18 protein-coding genes and 3 tRNA genes are annotated in these 18317 nt (G+C 59.0%); 19 read left to right on the top strand and 2 right to left on the bottom strand.

Features of this window, described 5'->3' with window-relative positions; translation table 11 throughout:
• The first annotated feature begins 194 nt into the window (after positions 1-194).
• The 3 genes from lon (at position 195) to WDZ78_RS07425 (ending at position 5727) form a co-directional block, all read left to right on the top strand.
• Positions 195-2612, top strand: a complete 2418-nt coding sequence (gene lon, locus WDZ78_RS07435; protein ID WP_020012319.1) for an endopeptidase La — start codon at positions 195-197, stop codon at positions 2610-2612.
• A 290-nt stretch (positions 2613-2902) separates the two neighbouring features.
• Positions 2903-3178 carry a DNA-binding protein HupB gene (gene hupB / locus WDZ78_RS07430; RefSeq protein WP_003502360.1) on the top strand — a complete coding sequence of 92 codons (276 nt, stop codon included), beginning with the start codon at positions 2903-2905 and terminating at the stop codon, positions 3176-3178.
• Positions 3179-3528: 350 nt separating this feature from the next.
• Positions 3529-5727, top strand: a complete 2199-nt coding sequence (locus WDZ78_RS07425; RefSeq protein WP_425672671.1) for an esterase-like activity of phytase family protein — start codon at positions 3529-3531, stop codon at positions 5725-5727.
• 196 nt (positions 5728-5923) lie between these two features.
• Here WDZ78_RS07425 and WDZ78_RS07420 read toward each other — a convergent pair whose 3' ends face one another.
• Positions 5924-6049 carry a hypothetical protein gene (locus WDZ78_RS07420; protein ID WP_256378460.1) on the bottom strand — a complete coding sequence of 42 codons (126 nt, stop codon included), beginning with the start codon at positions 6047-6049 and terminating at the stop codon, positions 5924-5926.
• A 333-nt stretch (positions 6050-6382) separates the two neighbouring features.
• Positions 6383-6458: transfer RNA gene (locus tag WDZ78_RS07415), tRNA-Val, on the bottom strand.
• 17 nt (positions 6459-6475) lie between these two features.
• Here WDZ78_RS07415 and WDZ78_RS07410 point away from each other — a divergent pair.
• From WDZ78_RS07410 to nuoK, 16 genes are all read left to right on the top strand, one after another.
• Complete coding sequence (locus WDZ78_RS07410; RefSeq protein ID WP_162690411.1) at positions 6476-6805, top strand: hypothetical protein; 330 nt, start codon at positions 6476-6478, stop codon at positions 6803-6805.
• A gap of 99 nt (positions 6806-6904) precedes the next feature.
• Positions 6905-6981: transfer RNA gene (locus WDZ78_RS07405), tRNA-Asp, on the top strand.
• A 41-nt stretch (positions 6982-7022) separates the two neighbouring features.
• Positions 7023-7099: transfer RNA gene (locus WDZ78_RS07400), tRNA-Asp, on the top strand.
• 437 nt (positions 7100-7536) lie between these two features.
• Entirely contained in the window at positions 7537-7902 is a 366-nt protein-coding gene (locus tag WDZ78_RS07395) for an NADH-quinone oxidoreductase subunit A (RefSeq protein ID WP_003496469.1), read from the top strand.
• Complete coding sequence (locus WDZ78_RS07390) at positions 7893-8477, top strand: NuoB/complex I 20 kDa subunit family protein (protein ID WP_003496467.1); 585 nt, start codon at positions 7893-7895, stop codon at positions 8475-8477. The genes WDZ78_RS07395 and WDZ78_RS07390 overlap by 10 nt, the downstream gene beginning before the upstream one ends.
• 21 nt (positions 8478-8498) lie before the next feature.
• Positions 8499-9101, top strand: coding sequence for an NADH-quinone oxidoreductase subunit C (locus WDZ78_RS07385; RefSeq protein ID WP_020012324.1), 603 nt, complete (start codon positions 8499-8501; stop codon positions 9099-9101).
• Positions 9098-9526, top strand: coding sequence for a GFA family protein (locus WDZ78_RS07380; protein WP_425672670.1), 429 nt, complete (start codon positions 9098-9100; stop codon positions 9524-9526). The genes WDZ78_RS07385 and WDZ78_RS07380 overlap by 4 nt, the downstream gene beginning before the upstream one ends.
• A 1-nt stretch (position 9527) precedes the next feature.
• Positions 9528-10718 (top strand): NADH-quinone oxidoreductase subunit D, encoded by a 1191-nt coding sequence (locus tag WDZ78_RS07375; protein WP_003496461.1) that lies wholly within the window; start codon positions 9528-9530, stop codon positions 10716-10718.
• Positions 10718-10978, top strand: a complete 261-nt coding sequence (locus tag WDZ78_RS07370; protein WP_425672669.1) for a hypothetical protein — start codon at positions 10718-10720, stop codon at positions 10976-10978. Before WDZ78_RS07375 ends, WDZ78_RS07370 begins: the two co-directional genes overlap by 1 nt.
• Before the next feature lie 16 nt (positions 10979-10994).
• Positions 10995-12092 carry an NADH-quinone oxidoreductase subunit E gene (locus WDZ78_RS07365; RefSeq protein ID WP_425672668.1) on the top strand — a complete coding sequence of 366 codons (1098 nt, stop codon included), beginning with the start codon at positions 10995-10997 and terminating at the stop codon, positions 12090-12092.
• 10 nt (positions 12093-12102) lie between these two features.
• On the top strand, positions 12103-13407 hold the full coding sequence (gene nuoF, locus WDZ78_RS07360; protein WP_020012329.1) for an NADH-quinone oxidoreductase subunit NuoF: 1305 nt from the start codon (positions 12103-12105) through the stop codon (positions 13405-13407).
• 148 nt (positions 13408-13555) lie between these two features.
• Positions 13556-15637, top strand: coding sequence for an NADH-quinone oxidoreductase subunit NuoG (gene nuoG / locus WDZ78_RS07355; RefSeq protein WP_425672667.1), 2082 nt, complete (start codon positions 13556-13558; stop codon positions 15635-15637).
• A 13-nt stretch (positions 15638-15650) separates the two neighbouring features.
• Positions 15651-16697, top strand: a complete 1047-nt coding sequence (nuoH, locus tag WDZ78_RS07350; RefSeq protein WP_003496451.1) for an NADH-quinone oxidoreductase subunit NuoH — start codon at positions 15651-15653, stop codon at positions 16695-16697.
• Between the two features lie 36 nt (positions 16698-16733).
• Complete coding sequence (gene nuoI, locus WDZ78_RS07345) at positions 16734-17225, top strand: NADH-quinone oxidoreductase subunit NuoI (RefSeq protein WP_003502385.1); 492 nt, start codon at positions 16734-16736, stop codon at positions 17223-17225.
• A 136-nt stretch (positions 17226-17361) separates the two neighbouring features.
• Positions 17362-17976, top strand: a complete 615-nt coding sequence (locus WDZ78_RS07340; RefSeq protein ID WP_020012331.1) for an NADH-quinone oxidoreductase subunit J — start codon at positions 17362-17364, stop codon at positions 17974-17976.
• Between the two features lie 29 nt (positions 17977-18005).
• Entirely contained in the window at positions 18006-18314 is a 309-nt protein-coding gene (gene nuoK, locus WDZ78_RS07335; protein ID WP_003502389.1) for an NADH-quinone oxidoreductase subunit NuoK, read from the top strand.
• Positions 18315-18317: the final 3 nt, after the last annotated feature.

Raw genomic sequence — 18317 nt, 5'->3', positions numbered from 1 at the left:
CCGGAAATGTCGGGAGTACTAGCCGGCGCTGGGTTTTGTTGAATTTCACGGTTCTGCCGCTCAGCGGGATCGTCTGTTCCGGCGACTTGAAATCGGTGTTTCGAAACTCCACTTTCAGTCTCGAGAAATGAATGTGCCGGATGCCCCAAGCTGTCCGGCAAAGTGTCCCGAAAGGGACCATGAAAGGAAATGATATGACGAACATCACGTCTGCGGCATCTGGTGGTACCTATCCGGTACTTCCCCTGCGCGACATTGTCGTTTTCCCGCATATGATCGTTCCCCTGTTCGTCGGGCGGGAAAAATCCATTCGTGCGCTCGAGGAAGTCATGGGTTCGGACAAGCAGATCATGCTTGTTACCCAGATCAACGCCAGCGATGACGATCCGGCTCCCGAAGCCATCCACAAGGTCGGCACGGTCGCCAATGTCCTGCAGCTTCTGAAGCTTCCCGACGGCACCGTGAAGGTGCTGGTGGAAGGCAAGGGCCGCGCCCAGATCGACAGCTACACCGGCCGTGAAGACTTCTATGAAGCCACCGCGACGCCGTTGCAGGAGCCTGCCGAAGATCCGGTGGAGATCGAGGCGCTCTCGCGTTCGGTCGTTTCGGAGTTCGAGAGCTATGTGAAGCTCAACAAGAAGATTTCGCCCGAGGTTGTCGGCGCTGCTGGCCAGATCGACGATTATTCGAAGCTCGCTGATACGGTCGCTTCGCACCTGTCGATCAAGATCACCGAAAAGCAGGAAATGCTGGAAACCGTCAGCGTGAAGCAGCGGCTTGAAAAGGCGCTCGGCTTCATGGAGGGCGAGATTTCCGTGCTGCAGGTCGAGAAGCGTATCCGCTCGCGCGTCAAGCGCCAGATGGAGAAGACCCAGCGCGAATATTACCTGAACGAGCAGATGAAGGCGATCCAGAAGGAACTCGGCGACGGCGAGGACGGCCGTGACGAGATGGCCGAACTGGAAGAGCGCATCGCCAAGACCAAGCTTTCCAAGGAGGCCAAGGAAAAGGCCGAAGCGGAAATGAAGAAGCTTCGCCAGATGAGCCCGATGTCTGCGGAAGCGACCGTCGTGCGCAACTATCTGGACTGGCTGCTCGGCCTGCCCTGGGGCAAGAAGTCGAAGATCAAGGCCGACCTCAACGCGGCCGAGAAAATCCTTGATCAGGATCATTTCGGTCTCGACAAGGTCAAGGAACGCATCGTCGAATATCTCGCCGTGCAGGCGCGCGCCTCGAAGATTCGCGGCCCCATCCTGTGCCTCGTCGGCCCTCCCGGCGTCGGCAAGACCTCGCTCGCCAAGTCGATCGCCAAGGCGACCGGCCGCGAATATGTGCGCATGGCGCTGGGCGGCGTGCGTGACGAGGCGGAAATCCGCGGTCACCGCCGTACCTATATCGGCTCCATGCCTGGCAAGATCGTGCAGTCAATGAAGAAGGCCAAGAAGTCCAATCCGCTCTTCCTGCTCGACGAGATCGACAAGATGGGCATGGATTTCCGTGGCGATCCGTCTTCCGCACTGCTGGAGGTTCTCGATCCGGAACAGAACTCCACCTTCATGGATCACTACCTTGAAGTGGAATACGACCTGTCCGACGTGATGTTCGTTACCACGGCCAACACGCTGAACATTCCGGGTCCCCTGATGGACCGTATGGAAGTGATCCGCATCGCCGGCTACACCGAAGACGAAAAGCGCGAAATCGCCAAGCGTCACCTGTTGCCGAAGGCGATCAAGGAACATGCCCTGCGTCCGGAAGAGTTCTCGGTCAGCGATGACGCTCTGATGATCGTGATCCAGCAGTACACCCGCGAGGCGGGCGTGCGCAGCTTCGAGCGCGAGCTGATGAAGCTGGCGCGCAAGGCCGTCACCGAGATCATCAAGGGCAAGGTCAAGTCCGTGGAAGTCACCGCTGCCAATGTTCCGGATTATCTGGGCGTTCCGCGGTTCCGCCATGGCGAGGCCGAGCGCGAGGATCAGGTTGGCGTCGTCACCGGTCTGGCCTGGACGGAAGTCGGCGGTGAGCTGCTCACCATCGAAGGCGTGATGATGCCGGGCAAGGGCCGCATGACGGTCACCGGCAACCTCAAGGAAGTGATGAAGGAATCCATTTCGGCAGCGGCATCTTATGTCCGTTCGCGCGCCGTGGATTTCGGCATCGAACCGCCGCGCTTCGACAAGAGCGACATCCACGTCCACGTTCCGGAAGGCGCAACCCCGAAGGACGGACCGTCCGCCGGTGTTGCCATGGCAACCGCCATCGTCTCCATCATGACCGGCATTCCGGTCTCCAAGGATGTGGCGATGACGGGCGAGATCACGCTTCGTGGTCGCGTGCTGCCGATCGGCGGCCTGAAGGAAAAGCTGCTCGCAGCCCTTCGCGGCGGCATCAAGAAGGTACTGATCCCGGAAGAGAACGCCAAGGATCTGGCGGAGATTCCGGACAATGTGAAGAACGAGATGGAAATCATCCCGGTTTCGCGCATGGGCGAGGTCATCAGGCACGCCCTGATCCGCCAGCCGGAACCCATCGAGTGGGACGGCAGCATCGAGACGCCTGTTATCGCTACGGTCGAAGGCGTCGACGACGGCAGCCAGACCATCGCACATTGATACATGCTTCGTCGCGAGGGGCGGGAATCGCCTTTCGCGACGGGTGCTGCATAGATTCAATATGTTAGGTGTCGGAAGGCGCATGCTGCGCTCAGCTGCGCGTAAGTGATGCGAATTTGGCACGAATATGTGGAAGGCCGGCAGAAATGTCGGCCTTTTTTGTGAAAAAAATCGCAGACCCCTTGTTTTTCAGGCGATTCCAGCGCTTTTGGGTTGCTGCGCGCGGATGCAAACGTATTCTGCGCCGGCTTAATTCCGAGTCGTTTCAAACCATTGAAAGGGGTGGAAACATGAACAAGAACGAGCTCGTCTCTGCTGTTGCCGAAAAGGCTGGTCTCACGAAGGCAGATGCTGCTTCCGCTGTTGATGCCGTATTCGAAACCGTACAGAGCGAACTGAAGAACGGTGGCGACATTCGCCTCGCTGGCTTCGGCAGCTTCTCCGTTAGCCGCCGTGAAGCCTCCAAGGGCCGTAACCCTTCTACGGGTGCTGAAGTCGATATCCCGGCTCGCAACGTACCGAAGTTTTCCGCAGGCAAGGGCCTGAAGGACGCCGTCAACTCGTAAGGTTTCCGGAAAGCCGCAACGCCCGGCGGCGGGCGGGCGGCTTTTCAGGTTCACGAGGAAACATGTTTTGACGCGCTGACGCCTTCATGCCGGCCCAAAACCGGGCGCTTTTTCGAAATGCTTTTCGGACAGCCCGGTTCTTAATCCGGCAGGATGTGAACGAAAGTAGGGAGCGCGCCTGTGCAGCCTCCATCCGGTCACACGGTGCTCCGATACGCGGAATGTGCGCAGAAACAAGAAAGCCCGGTCTCCATGGCCGGGCTTTTTGATTCCCGACAGGAAATGTCATGCCACTGTCATGTCTTTGACGCAGAAGCCATGGGGTATTTCTGGACCCAAGGGGGATTAAAATGGCGTTCCGATTTTCTCAAATGGCTTTGACCGCTGCTCTGCTCACATCCGCGGCCTTCCCGGCCGCTGCCGAGCCGGTTTTCAACCGCATCGCGTCTTTCCCGGTGGCTAAAAACCTTCCCGCGGACAAGGACGCCAAGTCCGTCACCTCGGCTGAAATCGTTACCGCCAGTGAAGACGGCAAGACGCTGATCTATTCGGACAGCCCGCTTGGCGGCATCGGTTTCATCGACATCACCGACGCGAAGGCCCCCAAGGCCGGCGGCGCATTGCTGCTGGAAGGCGAGCCGACCTCCGTTGCCGTTGCTGGCCTCAAGGTTCTGGCCGGCGTCAATACCTCGGAAAACCGCGCCAATCCGTCCGGCAAGCTGGTGACGGTCGATATCGCCACCAAGAAGATCGAGGCAAGCTGTGATCTCGGCGGCCAGCCTGATTCCGTCGCCGTTTCCCCCGACAAGACCTTTGCCGCCATCGCGATCGAAAACGAGCGTGACGAAGAGGTGAACGAAGGCGCCCTGCCGCAGATGCCCGCCGGTTATCTGGTAACCGTTGGCCTGAAAAACGGTGTTGCCGACTGTGCGACGCTGAAAAAGATCGAACTGACCGGCCTTGCTGAAATTGCCCCGGAAGATCCGGAGCCGGAATTCGTATCGATCAACGCCGATGGCGAGATCGCGCTCACGCTGCAGGAAAACAACCACATCGTCATCATCGACGGCAAGACCGGCACGGTGAAGACGCACTTCTCCGCCGGCAAGGTTGATCTGGAAGGCATCGACACGAAGACAGACGGCCAGCTGAAGTTCACCGACAAGCAGGAAGGCCGCAAGCGCGAGCCTGATGCCGTGAAGTGGCTCGACAACGACCGCATCGTCATCGCCAACGAAGGCGACTGGCAGGGCGGCTCGCGCGGCTTCACCATTTTCGACAAGACCGGCAAGCTTCTCTATGAATCCGGCTCCTCGCTGGAACATGCGGTTGCCGCCATCGGCCACTATCCGGAAAAGCGCTCCAAGGCCAAGGGCATCGAGCCCGAGGGTCTGGAAGCGGCGACCTTCTTTGGCCAGAAGTATTTCTTCGTTCTTGCCGAGCGCGCCTCGGTGGTCGCCGTCTACAAGGATACCGGTGCGGAGCCGCAGCTGACGCAGCTCCTGCCTTCGGGCGTTTCGCCGGAAGGCGCCGTCGCCATTCCGTCGCGTAATCTTCTTGCCACGGCCAATGAGGTCGATCTGGTCGAGGACGGCGGTGTCCGCTCGCATGTCATGCTTTATGAGCGTGCTGAAGGTACGGCTGCCTATCCGCAGCTCGTTTCCGCCACCGTCGACGGCGCGCCGATCGGCTGGGGCGCTCTTTCCGGCCTGGTCGGCGATGCCGAGAAGCCCGGCATTCTCTATGCCGTCTCCGACTCGGTCTATGGCAACCAGCCGTCGATCTTCACCATCGACGCTACGAAGAAGCCTGCCACCATTACCAGCGTGCTGCGCGTCAAGCGTGACGGCATCGCTGCTCAGAAGCTCGACATCGAAGGCATTACGCTTGATGGCAAGGGCGGCTTCTGGCTGGCCTCTGAAGGCGACAGCGCCAAGCTTGTTCCGCACGCGCTCTATAACGTCAACGCCAAGGGTGAAATCAAGGCCGAGATCGCTCTGCCGAAGGAACTTCTCTCCGGCGACACCCGCTTCGGTTTCGAAGGCGTGACCATGATCGGCAAGGGCGACGACGCCACGCTGTGGATGGCCGTGCAGCGCGAATGGGGCGCGGACGAGAAGGGCTTCGTCAAGCTCGTCTCCTATAATCCGAAGTCCAAGGAGTGGGGCGCCGTGCGTTACCCGCTCGACAAGACCGAGGCAGGCTGGGTCGGCCTTTCCGAAATCACCGCGCAGGGCGATAATGTCTATATCGTCGAGCGCGACAACCAGATCGGCGACAAGGCCAAGATCAAGAAGCTCTACCGCGTTGCGATCGCCGACCTGAAGCCGGGCAAGATCGGCGGCGAGTTGCCGCTGGTGGCCAAGCAGGAAGCCCATGATTTCCTGCCCGACCTGAAGGCCCAGACCAACGGCTACGTCGTCGACAAGCTGGAAGGCTTCACCTTTGACAAGGCTGGAACGGCCTATGCCGTGACCGACAATGACGGCGTGGACGATTCTTCCGGCGAAACGCTGTTCTTCACCATCAACATGAAGGCGATCAACTGATCGAGCCGAAAGGCGCTGCAAATGAGAAAAGCCGGGCTATGCCCGGCTTTTTTGTGCGGCGAGGGAACCCCAAGGCCGGGATGCCCGATTCTGGCGATGCAAGCTGTTGAAATCAGCATTGCCGCTTGGGTATCGGATCGTGGAGGATTTCGTCTGGAGACCGTCCAGGAAAATACTGCGGGTTGACCGTAACGGATCAACGCCCCATGGAATTTTTGCTTTCGGGAGTATCTTGTTTTTCTGAGTCCTGCTGTACCCAGCGGAAAAAAATATAAACAGGCAGCGCAATAAGCGCGAGTGTTACAAACGCGTCGATCGACATGGTTTCATCCATTAGTTCAACCGTTCATCATGAAACGGTGCGCAAACAATGCCCGAAATCTCTTTAAAAAGTCTGAATCTGCTTATTTTTCGGTATGTTACGCAGTGACACAGGGATTCGGTGAAGCTGTCGGAATCCGGAACAGGCGTATCGATATGGAATAGATGAGGGCCGGAAAAACGATTCCCGTGGTTCCGGGCTCGGATTGATACGCCCAGCGACGAGATGCGGGGCAGGGCCGGCTGATTCCAGCTGCGGAAAATGCAGGACAAAAGATCGCATCAGCTGAAAAACATTCAGCTCATAACATATGGATTTGAGAGGCTTGGAAAATGGTGGGCGATGAGAGACTCGAACTCCCGACATCCTCGGTGTAAACGAGGCGCTCTACCAACTGAGCTAATCGCCCTTCGCGTCCTGCGGATCATGTCCGCCGCGTCGGTGGCCGTGATGTATTCGGATCGGAAAAAAACCGCAAGGGCTTTTGTGAAGTTTTTTTGTTTTTTTTCGGAGCGGCTTTTCCCTCCGCCGAAGGGGAGGGGCAAAAAGCCGGGAACTGTGGGCTTTTTGGTGAAATCAGAAACCAATGACGCCTTGATGGCCTGGGGGAAATGCCCCTGGGGAAGTCGCTGGCTGTGGACAAGTTTTTTGTTTTCGTTGGGAAAAGCCCGCAAAACAAGGCGTTTGCCGGAACGCTTATCAATGGCCTTCAGGTTTTTCCCGATCAAAATGAAAAAGCTTATTCTTTTGTCGTGAAACCTGCTTGACACCCCCGCACGAACGCCGTAGTTAGCCGCTCAACGAACAGCCGAGGCTGGTTCGTACGGCGGGACAAGGTCCTGTCCGTCAGGATAAGCGGGTGTAGCTCAGTTGGTTAGAGTGCCGGCCTGTCACGCCGGAGGTCGCGGGTTCGAGCCCCGTCACTCGCGCCATCCTGTTCCTCGGAAAAAACGCAGATGAATGTCTGTGGAGCGCGGGTGTAGCTCAGTCGGTTAGAGTGCCGGCCTGTCACGCCGGAGGTCGCGGGTTCGAGCCCCGTCACTCGCGCCATTTCTTTCTCCTGAAATGTCTCCTTAAAACCAGATCGACGCGCTGTTTGCGCGCCTCGATTTTTGATGATTCCGGCGCGTGATTCCAGCCGTTTTAAACGCGATTTTTCCTGCTTTTTTTAGTCAAGTTTCGATATCAGGATATCGTCACTTCACCGCCGTTCCGACGTAAAATTCGTGTGACTTTTTTGCGGTTGCGTCGTTCAATCGATTATTATTGTATTTGAGGGGCTTAGGTCGGAATTGTGGCCCAAATTTGCGTCAATTCCGGCAATATTGTTGCCAATCAATGCGGCAGGTGTCTTGAAATGGTGCCTAAACTCTTGCAGAGAGGGCGCGGCTGCGCTAACCACTTTGGCGTTGCAACATATTTGTCCGCTCTTTGAGACTTAAGGTCACAAAGGCAGGTCCGGCACCCGGCCGGACAGGGAAGAGACCATGACTGAACTCCTCAGTTCCTACATTCCGATCGCAATCTTCATCGGTATCGCTCTCGTCATCGGCCTGGCGCTTCTCATTGCGCCCTTTGCGGTCGCCTACAAGGCGCCGGACCCGGAAAAGCTCTCCGCTTTCGAGTGCGGTTTCAACGCCTTCGACGACGCCCGCATGAAGTTCGATATCCGCTTTTATCTGGTGTCGATCCTCTTCATCATCTTCGATCTGGAAGTCGCCTTCCTGTTTCCCTGGGCGGTGTCTTTCGGCGAGATGGGCTGGTTCGGTTTCTGGTCGATGATGGTGTTCCTTCTCGTCCTCACCATCGGCTTTATCTATGAGTGGAAGAAGGGAGCGCTGGAATGGGCATGAGCCAGAACAACAGCACGCTCGTTGCGCCGCAGCCGAAGGGGATCATCGATCCCTCGACAGGCAAGCCGGTTGGCAGCAACGATGCCTACTTCACGGAAATCAATGACGAGCTGGCCGACAAGGGCTTTCTCGTCACCTCGACCGACGAGCTGATCACCTGGGCGCGCACCGGCTCCCTGATGTGGATGCAGTTTGGTCTCGCCTGCTGCGCCGTCGAAGGCCTGATGCAAGCGTCCGGTCCGCGTTATGACATGGAGCGCTTCGGTGTCGCCCCTCGCGCTTCACCGCGCCAGTCGGACGTGATGATCGTTGCCGGCACGCTGACCAACAAGATGGCGCCGGCTCTGCGCAAGGTCTATGACCAGATGCCTGAGCCGCGTTACGTCATCTCCATGGGCTCCTGCGCCAATGGCGGCGGTTATTATCATTATTCCTACGCTGTCGTGCGCGGCTGCGACCGCGTCGTGCCGGTGGATATCTACGTTCCGGGCTGTCCCCCCACGGCGGAGGCGCTGCTTTACGGCGTACTTCTGCTGCAGAAGAAGATCCGGCGTACCGGTACGATCGAGCGCTAAGGGCAAAGGACGGATTTAGGAATGAGCGAAGCTCTCAACGATCTTGCTGCTTACGTTAAGGAAGCGCGCGGTTCCCTCGTGGTGTCGGCTGATATCGCCTATGGCGAACTGACGCTGAACACGACGCCTGAAAGCGTGATCGCGCTTTTGACCTTCCTGCGTGACGATGTGCAGTGCGGTTTCGTCAATATCATAGACATCTGCGGCGTCGACTGGCCGCAGCGCGAAAAGCGTTTCGATGTCGTCTATCACCTGCTGTCGCCGCGCCAGAACCTGCGCGTTCGCGTTAAGCTGCAGGTGGCGGAAGACGAAGGCGTGCCGTCTTCGACGTCAGTTTTTATGGGTGCGGAATGGTTCGAGCGCGAAGCCTGGGACATGTACGGCATTCCGTTCGAAGGCCATAAGGACCTTCGTCGTATCCTCACGGACTACGGTTTCGAAGGCCACCCGCTGCGCAAGGATTTTCCGGTTACCGGCTTTGTGGAAGTGCGTTACGATGACGTGCTGAAACGGGTTCTTTATGAACCGGTCGAACTGAAGCAGGAATTCCGTAATTTCGATTTCCTCTCTCCTTGGGAGGGGACTGAATATGTTCTCCCGGGTGACGAAAAGGCCAAGCAATGAGCGAAGCCCCTGCGACAGAGCGCGCCCAATGTCTTTGCGGTGCCGTCGGCCTCAAGGCCGCGATCGGCGCCCGCGAATTCGGCGTCTGCCATTGCTCCATGTGCCGCCGCTGGTCCGGCGGTGCGTTTCTGGCTGTCGAATGCGCTGATATCTCCGTCGAAAACGAAGAGAACCTCGGCGTCTATTCTTCGTCGGAATGGGGTGAGCGCTGCTTCTGCAGGAATTGCGGCAGCACGCTGATGTGGCGTTCCAAGGATGGCAAGCATTTTGCCGTTTCGTTGCAGGCTTTCGAAAACCCTTCCAGCTTCAAGTTCGCGTCGCAGATTTTCACGGATGAAAAGCCCTCAAGCTATTCCTTCGCTGAAACCACGCAGAACATGACCGGCCCCGAATTCATCGCCATGATCACCTCGGCGGAGCACTAGAATGACTGAGCATAACGTCCGCAACTTCACGATCAACTTCGGTCCGGAACATCCGTCCGCGCACGGCGTGCTGCGTCTGGTTCTGGAACTGGACGGCGAAATCGTCGAGCGTGTCGATCCGCATATCGGTCTTCTGCATCGCGGCACCGAAAAGCTGATCGAGACCAAGACCTATCTGCAGGCCGTTCCCTATTTCGACCGTCTCGACTATGTCGCGCCGATGAACCAGGAACACGCTTTCGCGCTCGCCGTCGAAAAGCTGCTGGGCCTCGAAATCCCGATGCGCGGCCAGCTGATCCGCGTGCTTTATTCTGAAATCGGCCGCATCCTGTCGCACATCATGAACGTGACGACGCAGGCCATGGACGTCGGCGCGATGACGCCGCCGGTCTGGGGCTTCGAGGAACGCGAAAAGCTGATGGTGTTCTATGAGCGCGCCTGTGGCGCCCGCATGCACTCGGCCTATGTCCGTCCGGGCGGTGTTCACCAGGACCTGCCGCCGGAACTGGTCGATGATATCGGCAAATGGTGTGATCCGTTCCTGACCGTGCTCGACAATATCGAAGGTCTGCTGACCGACAACCGCATCTACAAGCAGCGTAACGTCGATATCGGCGTCGTCTCGCTTGAAGACGCCTTCGCCTGGGGTTTCACCGGCGTGATGGTCCGCGGTTCGGGCGCTGCCTGGGATCTGCGCCGCGCGCAGCCCTATGAGTGCTATTCCGATCTGGAGTTCGACATTCCTGTCGGCAAGAACGGCGACTGCTACGATCGTTACCTGATCCGCATGCAGGAAATGCGCGAATCCGTAAAAATCATGAAGCAGTGCGTCGATCTTCTCTCCGGCAAGCACCGCATCGGCCCGGTATCCTCGCTGGACGGCAAAGTGGTTCCGCCGAAGCGTGGCGAGATGAAGCGGTCGATGGAAGCTTTGATCCACCACTTCAAGCTTTATACCGAAGGTTACCACGTTCCCGCCGGCGAAGTTTACGCTGCTGTCGAAGCGCCGAAGGGCGAGTTCGGCGTCTATGTGGTTGCTGACGGATCCAACAAGCCTTACCGCTGCAAGATCCGCGCTCCGGGTTACGCGCATCTGCAGGCGATGGATTTCCTGTGCAAGGGCCATCAACTTGCCGACGTTACAGCCGTGCTTGGCTCCCTCGACATCGTGTTCGGGGAGGTCGACCGCTGATGCGTCTGCCGTTGGCCATATTGGCTCTTCTTGCTGCGATGTCTGCCCCCGTTCTCGCCCAGACGGCGACGGGCGAGGGTGGCGTGTCGCTGTCAAGCGGCGGCGGTTCAACCATCAAGCAGCTTCTGTCATCGGGATATGAGATCAAGGCCTCGGTTCCCAATGGCAGCAAGTTCATCGTGTTCATGCAGAAAGACAAGGCGGCTTACGCCTGCGAATTCGTCACGGTGGCGAGATCGCGTTGTGAGACGTTAAACTGAAAAGGCGTGAGGAAGTATGTCCGTTCGTCGACTAGCCGAAGATCAATTCCAGCCCGTGGCATTTGCCTTCAATGCGGAAAACACCGCATGGGCGGAGAAGACGATTCTGAAATATCCGCAGGGACGCCAGCAATCGGCGGTCATCCCGCTGCTCATGCGTGCGCAGGAGCAGGACGGCTGGGTTACCCGCGCCGCCATCGAAAAGATCGCCGACATGCTGGATATGGCCTATATCCGCGTCATGGAAGTGGCGACCTTCTACACCCAGTTCCAGCTGAAGCCGGTCGGCACGCGCGCCCACGTTCAGGTGTGCGGCACCACGCCCTGCATGCTGCGTGGCTCGGAAGCGCTGATGGATGTCTGCCGCAAGAAGATCCACCACGATCCGCTGCACACCAATGAGAGCGGCACGCTCTCGTGGGAAGAAGTGGAATGTCAGGGCGCCTGCGTCAACGCGCCGATGGTCATCATCTTCAAGGATGCCTATGAGGACCTGACGCCCGAGCGTCTGGAAGAGATCATCGACACGTTCGAAGCGGGTAAGGGCGACACCGTCAAGACCGGTCCGCAGATCGACCGTCACGAATCCGTGCCGGTCGGTGGACTGACGACGCTGACGGAAGAGATCAAGCCGGATCGTTCCAATCTCGACAAGCCGGCCGAAGCGCCTGCGGATGCCGCACCGGTTCCGCCGTCCAACGCCGCCAAGCCGAAGACCGATGCGCCGGAAACCGATCCGAAGCTGAAGACGCCGGCCAATGAGCCGAAAGCTGCCGAAGCCAACGTGAAGACTGCGGAAAAGGAAGCTTCGGGATCTGCAAAGCCGACGCTCGATTCCAAGGATCGCCCTGCCAGCATCGAAAAGCCTGCAACGCCTGACGACCTGAAACTGATTTCCGGCGTCGGTCCGAAGATCGAGGGCACGCTGCACGAGCTCGGCATCTTCACCTACGCGCAGATCGCCGGCTGGAAAAAGGCCGAATGCGACTGGGTTGACGGTTATCTGAATTTCAAGGGCCGCATCGAACGCGACGAGTGGATCAAGCAGGCCGAGGCGCTCGCCAAGGGTGGCGAAGCCGAGTATATCAGGGTCTTCGGCAAGAAGCCGCGGTAAGAGGTGAAGCATGTTAAAAGATCAGGATCGCATCTTTACCAATCTCTACGGCCTCAAGGACAAGTCCCTGAAGGGCGTGAGAGCGCGCGGCCATTGGGACGGCACCAAGCAGATCATCGAAAAGGGCCGTGACTGGATCATCAACGAGATGAAGGCATCAGGCCTTCGCGGTCGCGGCGGCGCAGGCTTCCCGACGGGTCTCAAATGGTCCTTCATGCCGAAGGAAAATGACGGCCGTCCGCATTATCTCGTCGTCAACGCCGATGAATCCGAGCCCGGCACCTGCAAGGACCGCGAAATCCTGCGCAACGATCCGCATACGCTGATCGAAGGCTGCGTGATCGCCGGTTTCGCCATGGGCGCACATACCGCCTATATCTACGTGCGCGGCGAATATATGCGCGAGCGTGAAGCGCTGCAGGCTGCCATCGACGAATGTTACGACGCCGGCCTGCTCGGCAAGAACAACAAGAACGGCTGGGATTTCGACATCTACGTCCATCACGGCGCCGGCGCCTATATCTGCGGCGAAGAGACGGCTCTGCTCGAAAGCCTCGAAGGCAAGAAGGGCCAGCCGCGCCTGAAGCCGCCGTTCCCTGCCAATATGGGCCTTTACGGCTGCCCGACGACCGTCAACAACGTTGAATCGATCGCCGTTGCGCCGACCATCCTGCGCCGTGGCGCTGCATGGTTCTCGTCGATCGGCCGTCCGAACAATGTCGGCACCAAGCTGTTCATGGTGTCAGGCCATGTCGAGCGTCCCTGCACCTTCGAAGATGCGCTGGGCCTGTCCTTCCGTGAGCTGATCGAACACCATTGCGGTGGCATTCGCGGCGGTTGGGACAATCTGCTCGGCGTCATCCCCGGCGGCGCATCCTGCCCCATCGTGCGCGGTGAGGACATGAAGGACGCCATCATGGACTTCGACGGCATGCGCGAAGTGAAATCCTCCTTCGGCACCGGCGGCATGATCGTCATGGACAAGTCCACCGACGTCATCAAGGCGATCGCCCGCATTGCGGCCTTCTTCAAGCATGAAAGCTGCGGCCAGTGCACGCCGTGCCGCGAAGGCACCGGCTGGATGTGGCGCGTGCTGGAACGCATGGTGAAGGGCAACGCGCAGAAGCGCGAAATCGACATGCTGTTCGAAGTGACCAAGCAGATCGAAGGCCACACCATCTGTGCGCTGGGCGACGCCGCCGCATGGCCGGTACAGGCGCTGATCCGCAATTTCCGTCCGGAAATCGAAAAGCGCATCGACCAATATACCTACAGGGCCATGGATGATGGCGCTGTTCTGGAAGCCGCTGAATAAGCATCGAAGGCTTCGAGCGGAGCCGGAAATTTCCGGCCCCGCAACACCATGAAACGTCTGGCAAACCTTCGGATGCCGGGCGCGATTAAGGATTTGTTGCGGACCGTGTGAGACATGGGACGAACAGGCAACAGGACGTAGTAGGACCATGGCAAAGCTCAAGGTTGACGGTAAAGAGATCGAGGTTCCGGATCATTTCACGCTGTTGCAGGCGTGCGAGGAGGCTGGCGCTGAAGTTCCGCGCTTTTGTTTTCATGAGCGCTTGTCGGTCGCGGGTAACTGCCGCATGTGTCTCATCGAGGTGAAGGGCGGACCGCCCAAGCCCGCCGCCTCCTGCGCCATGGGCGTTCGCGACGTTCGCGGCGGCCCGAATGGCGAGTTGCCTGAGGTTTTCACCAACACGCCGATGGTCAAGAAGGCCCGCGAAGGCGTGATGGAATTCCTGCTCATCAACCACCCGCTCGATTGCCCGATCTGCGACCAGGGCGGCGAATGCGACCTGCAGGACCAGGCCATGGCCTTCGGTATCGCCGGTTCGCGTTACGCGGAAAACAAGCGTGCGGTTGAAGACAAATATATCGGACCGCTCGTCAAGACGGTCATGAACCGCTGCATCCACTGCACGCGCTGCGTCCGTTTCACCACGGAAGTTGCCGGCATTGCCGAACTTGGCCTTATCGGCCGCGGCGAAGATGCCGAAATCACCACATATCTCGAGCAGGCCATGACCTCGGAGCTGCAGGGCAACGTTGTTGACCTCTGCCCGGTCGGCGCGCTCACCTCCAAGCCTTTCGCCTTCACCGCCCGTCCGTGGGAACTGAACAAGACCGAAACCATCGACGTGATGGACGCGCTCGGTTCGGCTATCCGCGTCGATACCCGTGGCCGCGAAGTCATGCGCGTCATGCCGCGCGTCAACGAGGCAATCAACGAAGAGTGGATTTCCGACAAGAGCCGCTTCATCTGGGATGGTCTGAAGACGCAGCGTCTCGACCGGCCTTACGTCCGCAAGGATGGCCGTCTGCAGCCCGCAAGCTGGGGCGAAGCCTTCGGCGCGATCAAGCAGGCGGTTGCCGCAACATCCGGCAACAAGATCGGCGCGATCGCCGGCGATCTGGCCTCCGTTGAAGAAATGTTTGCCCTGAAGTCGCTGTTGGCGTCGCTCGGTTCGGCCAATGTCGATTGCCGTCAGGATGGCGCTGCACTCGATCCTTCGCTCGGCCGCGCCAGCTACCTGTTCAACTCCACCATCGAAGGTATCGAACAGGCCGACGCCCTGCTGATCGTCGGTTCCAACCCGCGTTACGAAGCGGCCGTGCTCAACGCCCGCATCCGCAAGCGCTGGCGTCGCGGCGGTTTCCCGATCGGCGTGATCGGCGAAGCCGGTGAGCTGCGCTACAATTACGAATATCTCGGTTCCGGCGCTGAAACGCTGTCCGACTTGGCCAACGGTTCGCACAGCTTCGTCGACAAGCTGAAGTCCGCCAAGAACCCGCTGATCATCATCGGCCAGGGTGCTCTGGCGCGCGCCGATGGTGCAGCCGTACTGGCTGCCGCCGCCAAGCTCGCTACCTCGGTAGGTGCTGTCACCGAAGAGTGGAACGGCTTCTCGGTTCTGCACACCGCCGCTGCCCGCGTCGGCGGTCTCGATATCGGTTTCGTGCCGGGCGAGGGCGGTGTTGCCGCCGCTGAAATGGTCGCGTCCATGGATGTTCTCTTCCTGCTCGGCGCCGATGAACTCGATCTCTCCAACAAGGGCGCCAAGTTCACCGTCTATATCGGCAGCCACGGCGATCACGGCGCGATGCACGCCGACGTCATCCTGCCGGGTGCGGCCTATACCGAAAAATCCGGCATCTGGGTCAACACCGAAGGCCGCGTTCAGGTGGGCAACCGCGCCGGTTTCGCACCGGGCGAGGCGCGTGAAGACTGGGCGATCCTGCGTGCGCTTTCCGACGTGCTCGGCAAGAAGCTGCCGTTCGACTCGCTCTCGGCTCTGCGCGGCCAGCTTTATGTCGCGCATCCGCATCTGGCGGAAACCGACGAGATCGTTGCCGGCAAGGCCACGGATATCGAGGCTCTCGCCGCTCATGCGGGCAGCCTCAACAAGTCGGCGTTTGCCTCGACCGTAAAAGACTTTTATTTGACGAACCCGATTGCGCGCGCATCCGCCGTCATGGCCGAGTGCTCCGCATTGGCCCGCAACAATTTCCAGGCTGCGGCAGAGTAAGGGTAGGGGATTTATGGAACAGTTTTTCTGGAGCTACGTCTGGCCCGCGCTGATCATGGTCGGCCAGTCCCTGCTGCTTCTCGTTTGCCTTCTGGTGGCCATCGCCTTCCTGCTGCTCGCTGACCGTAAGGTCTGGGCAGCCGTGCAGCTGCGCCGTGGTCCGAACGTCGTTGGTCCCTTCGGTCTCTTCCAGTCCTTCGCCGACCTTTTGAAGTTCATCTTGAAGGAGCCTGTCATTCCGGCTGGCGCCAATAAGGCCGTCTTCCTTCTGGCGCCGCTGGTTGCGGTGACGCTGGCGCTCGCAACCTATGCCGTCATTCCCTTCAATGAGGGCTGGGTCGTCGCCAATATCAATGTCGGCATCCTCTACATCTTCGCGATTTCCTCGCTTGAAGTGTACGGCATCATCATGGGCGGCTGGGCTTCCAACTCGAAGTATCCGTTCCTCGGCGCGCTTCGTTCCGCCGCGCAGATGGTGTCCTACGAAGTGTCGATCGGTCTCGTCATCGTCACCGTGCTGCTCTGCGTTGGTTCGCTGAACCTGACGGATATCGTGCTTGCCCAGAAAACCGGCCTCGGCACCATGCTCGGTCTGCCGGCCTCGTTCCTCGACTGGCACTGGCTGTCGCTGTTCCCGATGTTCATCGTGTTCTTCATTTCGGGCCTTGCCGAAACCAACCGTCCGCCCTTCGACCTTCCGGAAGCGGAATCGGAACTGGTTGCCGGTCACATGGTCGAATATGGCTCCACGCCCTACATGATGTTCATGCTCGGCGAATATGCTGCGATCGTCCTGATCTGCTGCCTGACGACGATCCTGTTCATGGGCGGCTGGCTGCCGATCGTGGATGTGTGGTTCCTGAACTGGGTTCCGGGCATCGTCTGGTTCGCACTCAAGGGCTGCATGGTCTTCTTCATGATCGCGCTGACCAAGGCTTTCGTTCCGCGTTATCGTTATGACCAGCTCATGCGCCTCGGCTGGAAGGTGTTCCTGCCGCTGTCGCTCGCCATGGTCGTTATTGTTGCATTCGTATTGAAGCTGACGGGGTGGGCCGGTTGATGTCCGCACTCCTCGCTCAGAAATCTGGAGTTTGAGATGGCAAGCCTTTCCCAAGCCGTCAATTCACTGTTCCTCAAGGAGTTCGTCGGGGCCATCTTCCTGACGATGCGCCACTTCTTCAAACAGAAGGCGACGGTGAACTATCCCTTTGAAAAGGGACCGGTCTCTCCACGCTTCCGTGGCGAACATGCGCTGCGCCGTTATCCCAACGGCGAAGAACGCTGCATCGCCTGCAAGCTGTGTGAGGCGATCTGTCCTGCTCAGGCGATCACCATCGAAGCCGGCCCGCGCCGCAATGACGGCACCCGCCGCACGGTGCGTTACGACATCGACATGGTGAAGTGCATCTATTGCGGCTTCTGCCAGGAAGCCTGCCCGGTCGATGCCATCGTCGAAGGCCCGAACTTCGAATTCGCGACGGAAACCCGCGAGGAGCTTTATTTCGACAAGCAGAAGCTTCTCGACAATGGCGACCGCTGGGAGCGTGAAATCGCACGCAACCTCGCACTGGATGCGCCTTACCGTTAAGGCGCAACCGTCTTTCCGGGGGAGCCTCCGGAAAGCGATGAAAAGTAAAATGCCTGCGCGGTTTTCGCCGGCGGGGACGAAACGGGTGAGGGGGCTTTCAGCCATCTTCTCCCGATGAGGACAAGAAGGCACCAAGATGGGTCTGCACGCTGTATTCTTTTATATATTCGCTTTCGTCGCCGTGGCGTCTGCGTTCATGGTCATCGCATCGAAGAACCCTGTTCATTCGGTGCTGTTTCTGATTTTGACCTTCTTCAACGCAGCCGCGCTGTTCCTGCTGACGGGGGCCGAGTTCCTCGGCATGATCCTGCTGGTGGTCTATGTCGGCGCTGTCGCGGTGCTCTTCCTCTTCGTCGTCATGATGCTGGATGTGGATTTTGCGGAGCTGCGCTCCGGCGTGCTGCAATACGCCCCGATCGGCGCGCTGATCGGCGTCATCCTCGCGGCGGAGCTGATCGTCGTTGTCGGCGGCAGCGTGCTCAACCCGCAGGCGGCGAAATCGATCACCATGCCGATCCCGCCGGTGACCGAGCGCACCAATACGGCCGCGCTGGGTGACGTGCTCTACACCAATTACGTCTATTTCTTCCAGCTCGCCGGTCTCGTGCTGCTGGTGGCCATGATCGGCGCCATCGTGCTGACGCTGCGTCATCGCACCGACATCAAGCGGCAGGATATCTCCACGCAGGTCGGCCGCGACCCGAAGACCGCCGTCACCACGGTCAAGGTCAAGCCGGGTCAGGGCATCTGAAGGCGCGAACGGGTTCAAGGAAACACAATATGGTAATCGGTCTTTCCCACTATCTGACGGTCAGCGCCATTCTCTTCACGATCGGCGTGTTCGGCATCTTCCTCAACCGGAAGAACGTCATCGTCATCCTCATGTCGATCGAGCTCATCCTGTTGGCGGTCAACATCAACATGGTGGCGTTCTCGGCTTTCCTGAACGACATCGTCGGCCAGGTCTTCGCACTTTTCATTCTGACCGTCGCAGCCGCAGAAGCGGCCATCGGTCTTGCAATACTCGTTGTCTTCTACCGCAACCGCGGATCGATCGCCGTCGAAGACGTCAATATGATGAAGGGCTGATAA

The organism is Agrobacterium sp. M50-1 (assembly GCF_049843495.1).
In the GTDB taxonomy this organism is placed as follows: domain Bacteria; phylum Pseudomonadota; class Alphaproteobacteria; order Rhizobiales; family Rhizobiaceae; genus Agrobacterium; species Agrobacterium radiobacter.
This window is presented reverse-complemented; position numbering and strand designations above follow the sequence as displayed.

What these genes read in the sequence shown, in the direction of transcription:
- lon (WP_020012319.1), top strand. Translation starts at nt 195, where the DNA reads ATGACGAACATCACGTCTGCGGCATCTGGTGGTACCTATCCGGTACTT.
- hupB (WP_003502360.1), top strand. Translation starts at nt 2,903, where the DNA reads ATGAACAAGAACGAGCTCGTCTCTGCTGTTGCCGAAAAGGCTGGTCTC.
- WDZ78_RS07425 (WP_425672671.1), top strand. Translation starts at nt 3,529, where the DNA reads ATGGCGTTCCGATTTTCTCAAATGGCTTTGACCGCTGCTCTGCTCACA.
- WDZ78_RS07420 (WP_256378460.1), bottom strand. Translation starts at nt 6,049, where the DNA reads ATGTCGATCGACGCGTTTGTAACACTCGCGCTTATTGCGCTGCCTGTT.
- WDZ78_RS07410 (WP_162690411.1), top strand. Translation starts at nt 6,476, where the DNA reads ATGTCCGCCGCGTCGGTGGCCGTGATGTATTCGGATCGGAAAAAAACC.
- WDZ78_RS07395 (WP_003496469.1), top strand. Translation starts at nt 7,537, where the DNA reads ATGACTGAACTCCTCAGTTCCTACATTCCGATCGCAATCTTCATCGGT.
- WDZ78_RS07390 (WP_003496467.1), top strand. Translation starts at nt 7,893, where the DNA reads ATGGGCATGAGCCAGAACAACAGCACGCTCGTTGCGCCGCAGCCGAAG.
- WDZ78_RS07385 (WP_020012324.1), top strand. Translation starts at nt 8,499, where the DNA reads ATGAGCGAAGCTCTCAACGATCTTGCTGCTTACGTTAAGGAAGCGCGC.
- WDZ78_RS07380 (WP_425672670.1), top strand. Translation starts at nt 9,098, where the DNA reads ATGAGCGAAGCCCCTGCGACAGAGCGCGCCCAATGTCTTTGCGGTGCC.
- WDZ78_RS07375 (WP_003496461.1), top strand. Translation starts at nt 9,528, where the DNA reads ATGACTGAGCATAACGTCCGCAACTTCACGATCAACTTCGGTCCGGAA.
- WDZ78_RS07370 (WP_425672669.1), top strand. Translation starts at nt 10,718, where the DNA reads ATGCGTCTGCCGTTGGCCATATTGGCTCTTCTTGCTGCGATGTCTGCC.
- WDZ78_RS07365 (WP_425672668.1), top strand. Translation starts at nt 10,995, where the DNA reads ATGTCCGTTCGTCGACTAGCCGAAGATCAATTCCAGCCCGTGGCATTT.
- nuoF (WP_020012329.1), top strand. Translation starts at nt 12,103, where the DNA reads ATGTTAAAAGATCAGGATCGCATCTTTACCAATCTCTACGGCCTCAAG.
- nuoG (WP_425672667.1), top strand. Translation starts at nt 13,556, where the DNA reads ATGGCAAAGCTCAAGGTTGACGGTAAAGAGATCGAGGTTCCGGATCAT.
- nuoH (WP_003496451.1), top strand. Translation starts at nt 15,651, where the DNA reads ATGGAACAGTTTTTCTGGAGCTACGTCTGGCCCGCGCTGATCATGGTC.
- nuoI (WP_003502385.1), top strand. Translation starts at nt 16,734, where the DNA reads ATGGCAAGCCTTTCCCAAGCCGTCAATTCACTGTTCCTCAAGGAGTTC.
- WDZ78_RS07340 (WP_020012331.1), top strand. Translation starts at nt 17,362, where the DNA reads ATGGGTCTGCACGCTGTATTCTTTTATATATTCGCTTTCGTCGCCGTG.
- nuoK (WP_003502389.1), top strand. Translation starts at nt 18,006, where the DNA reads ATGGTAATCGGTCTTTCCCACTATCTGACGGTCAGCGCCATTCTCTTC.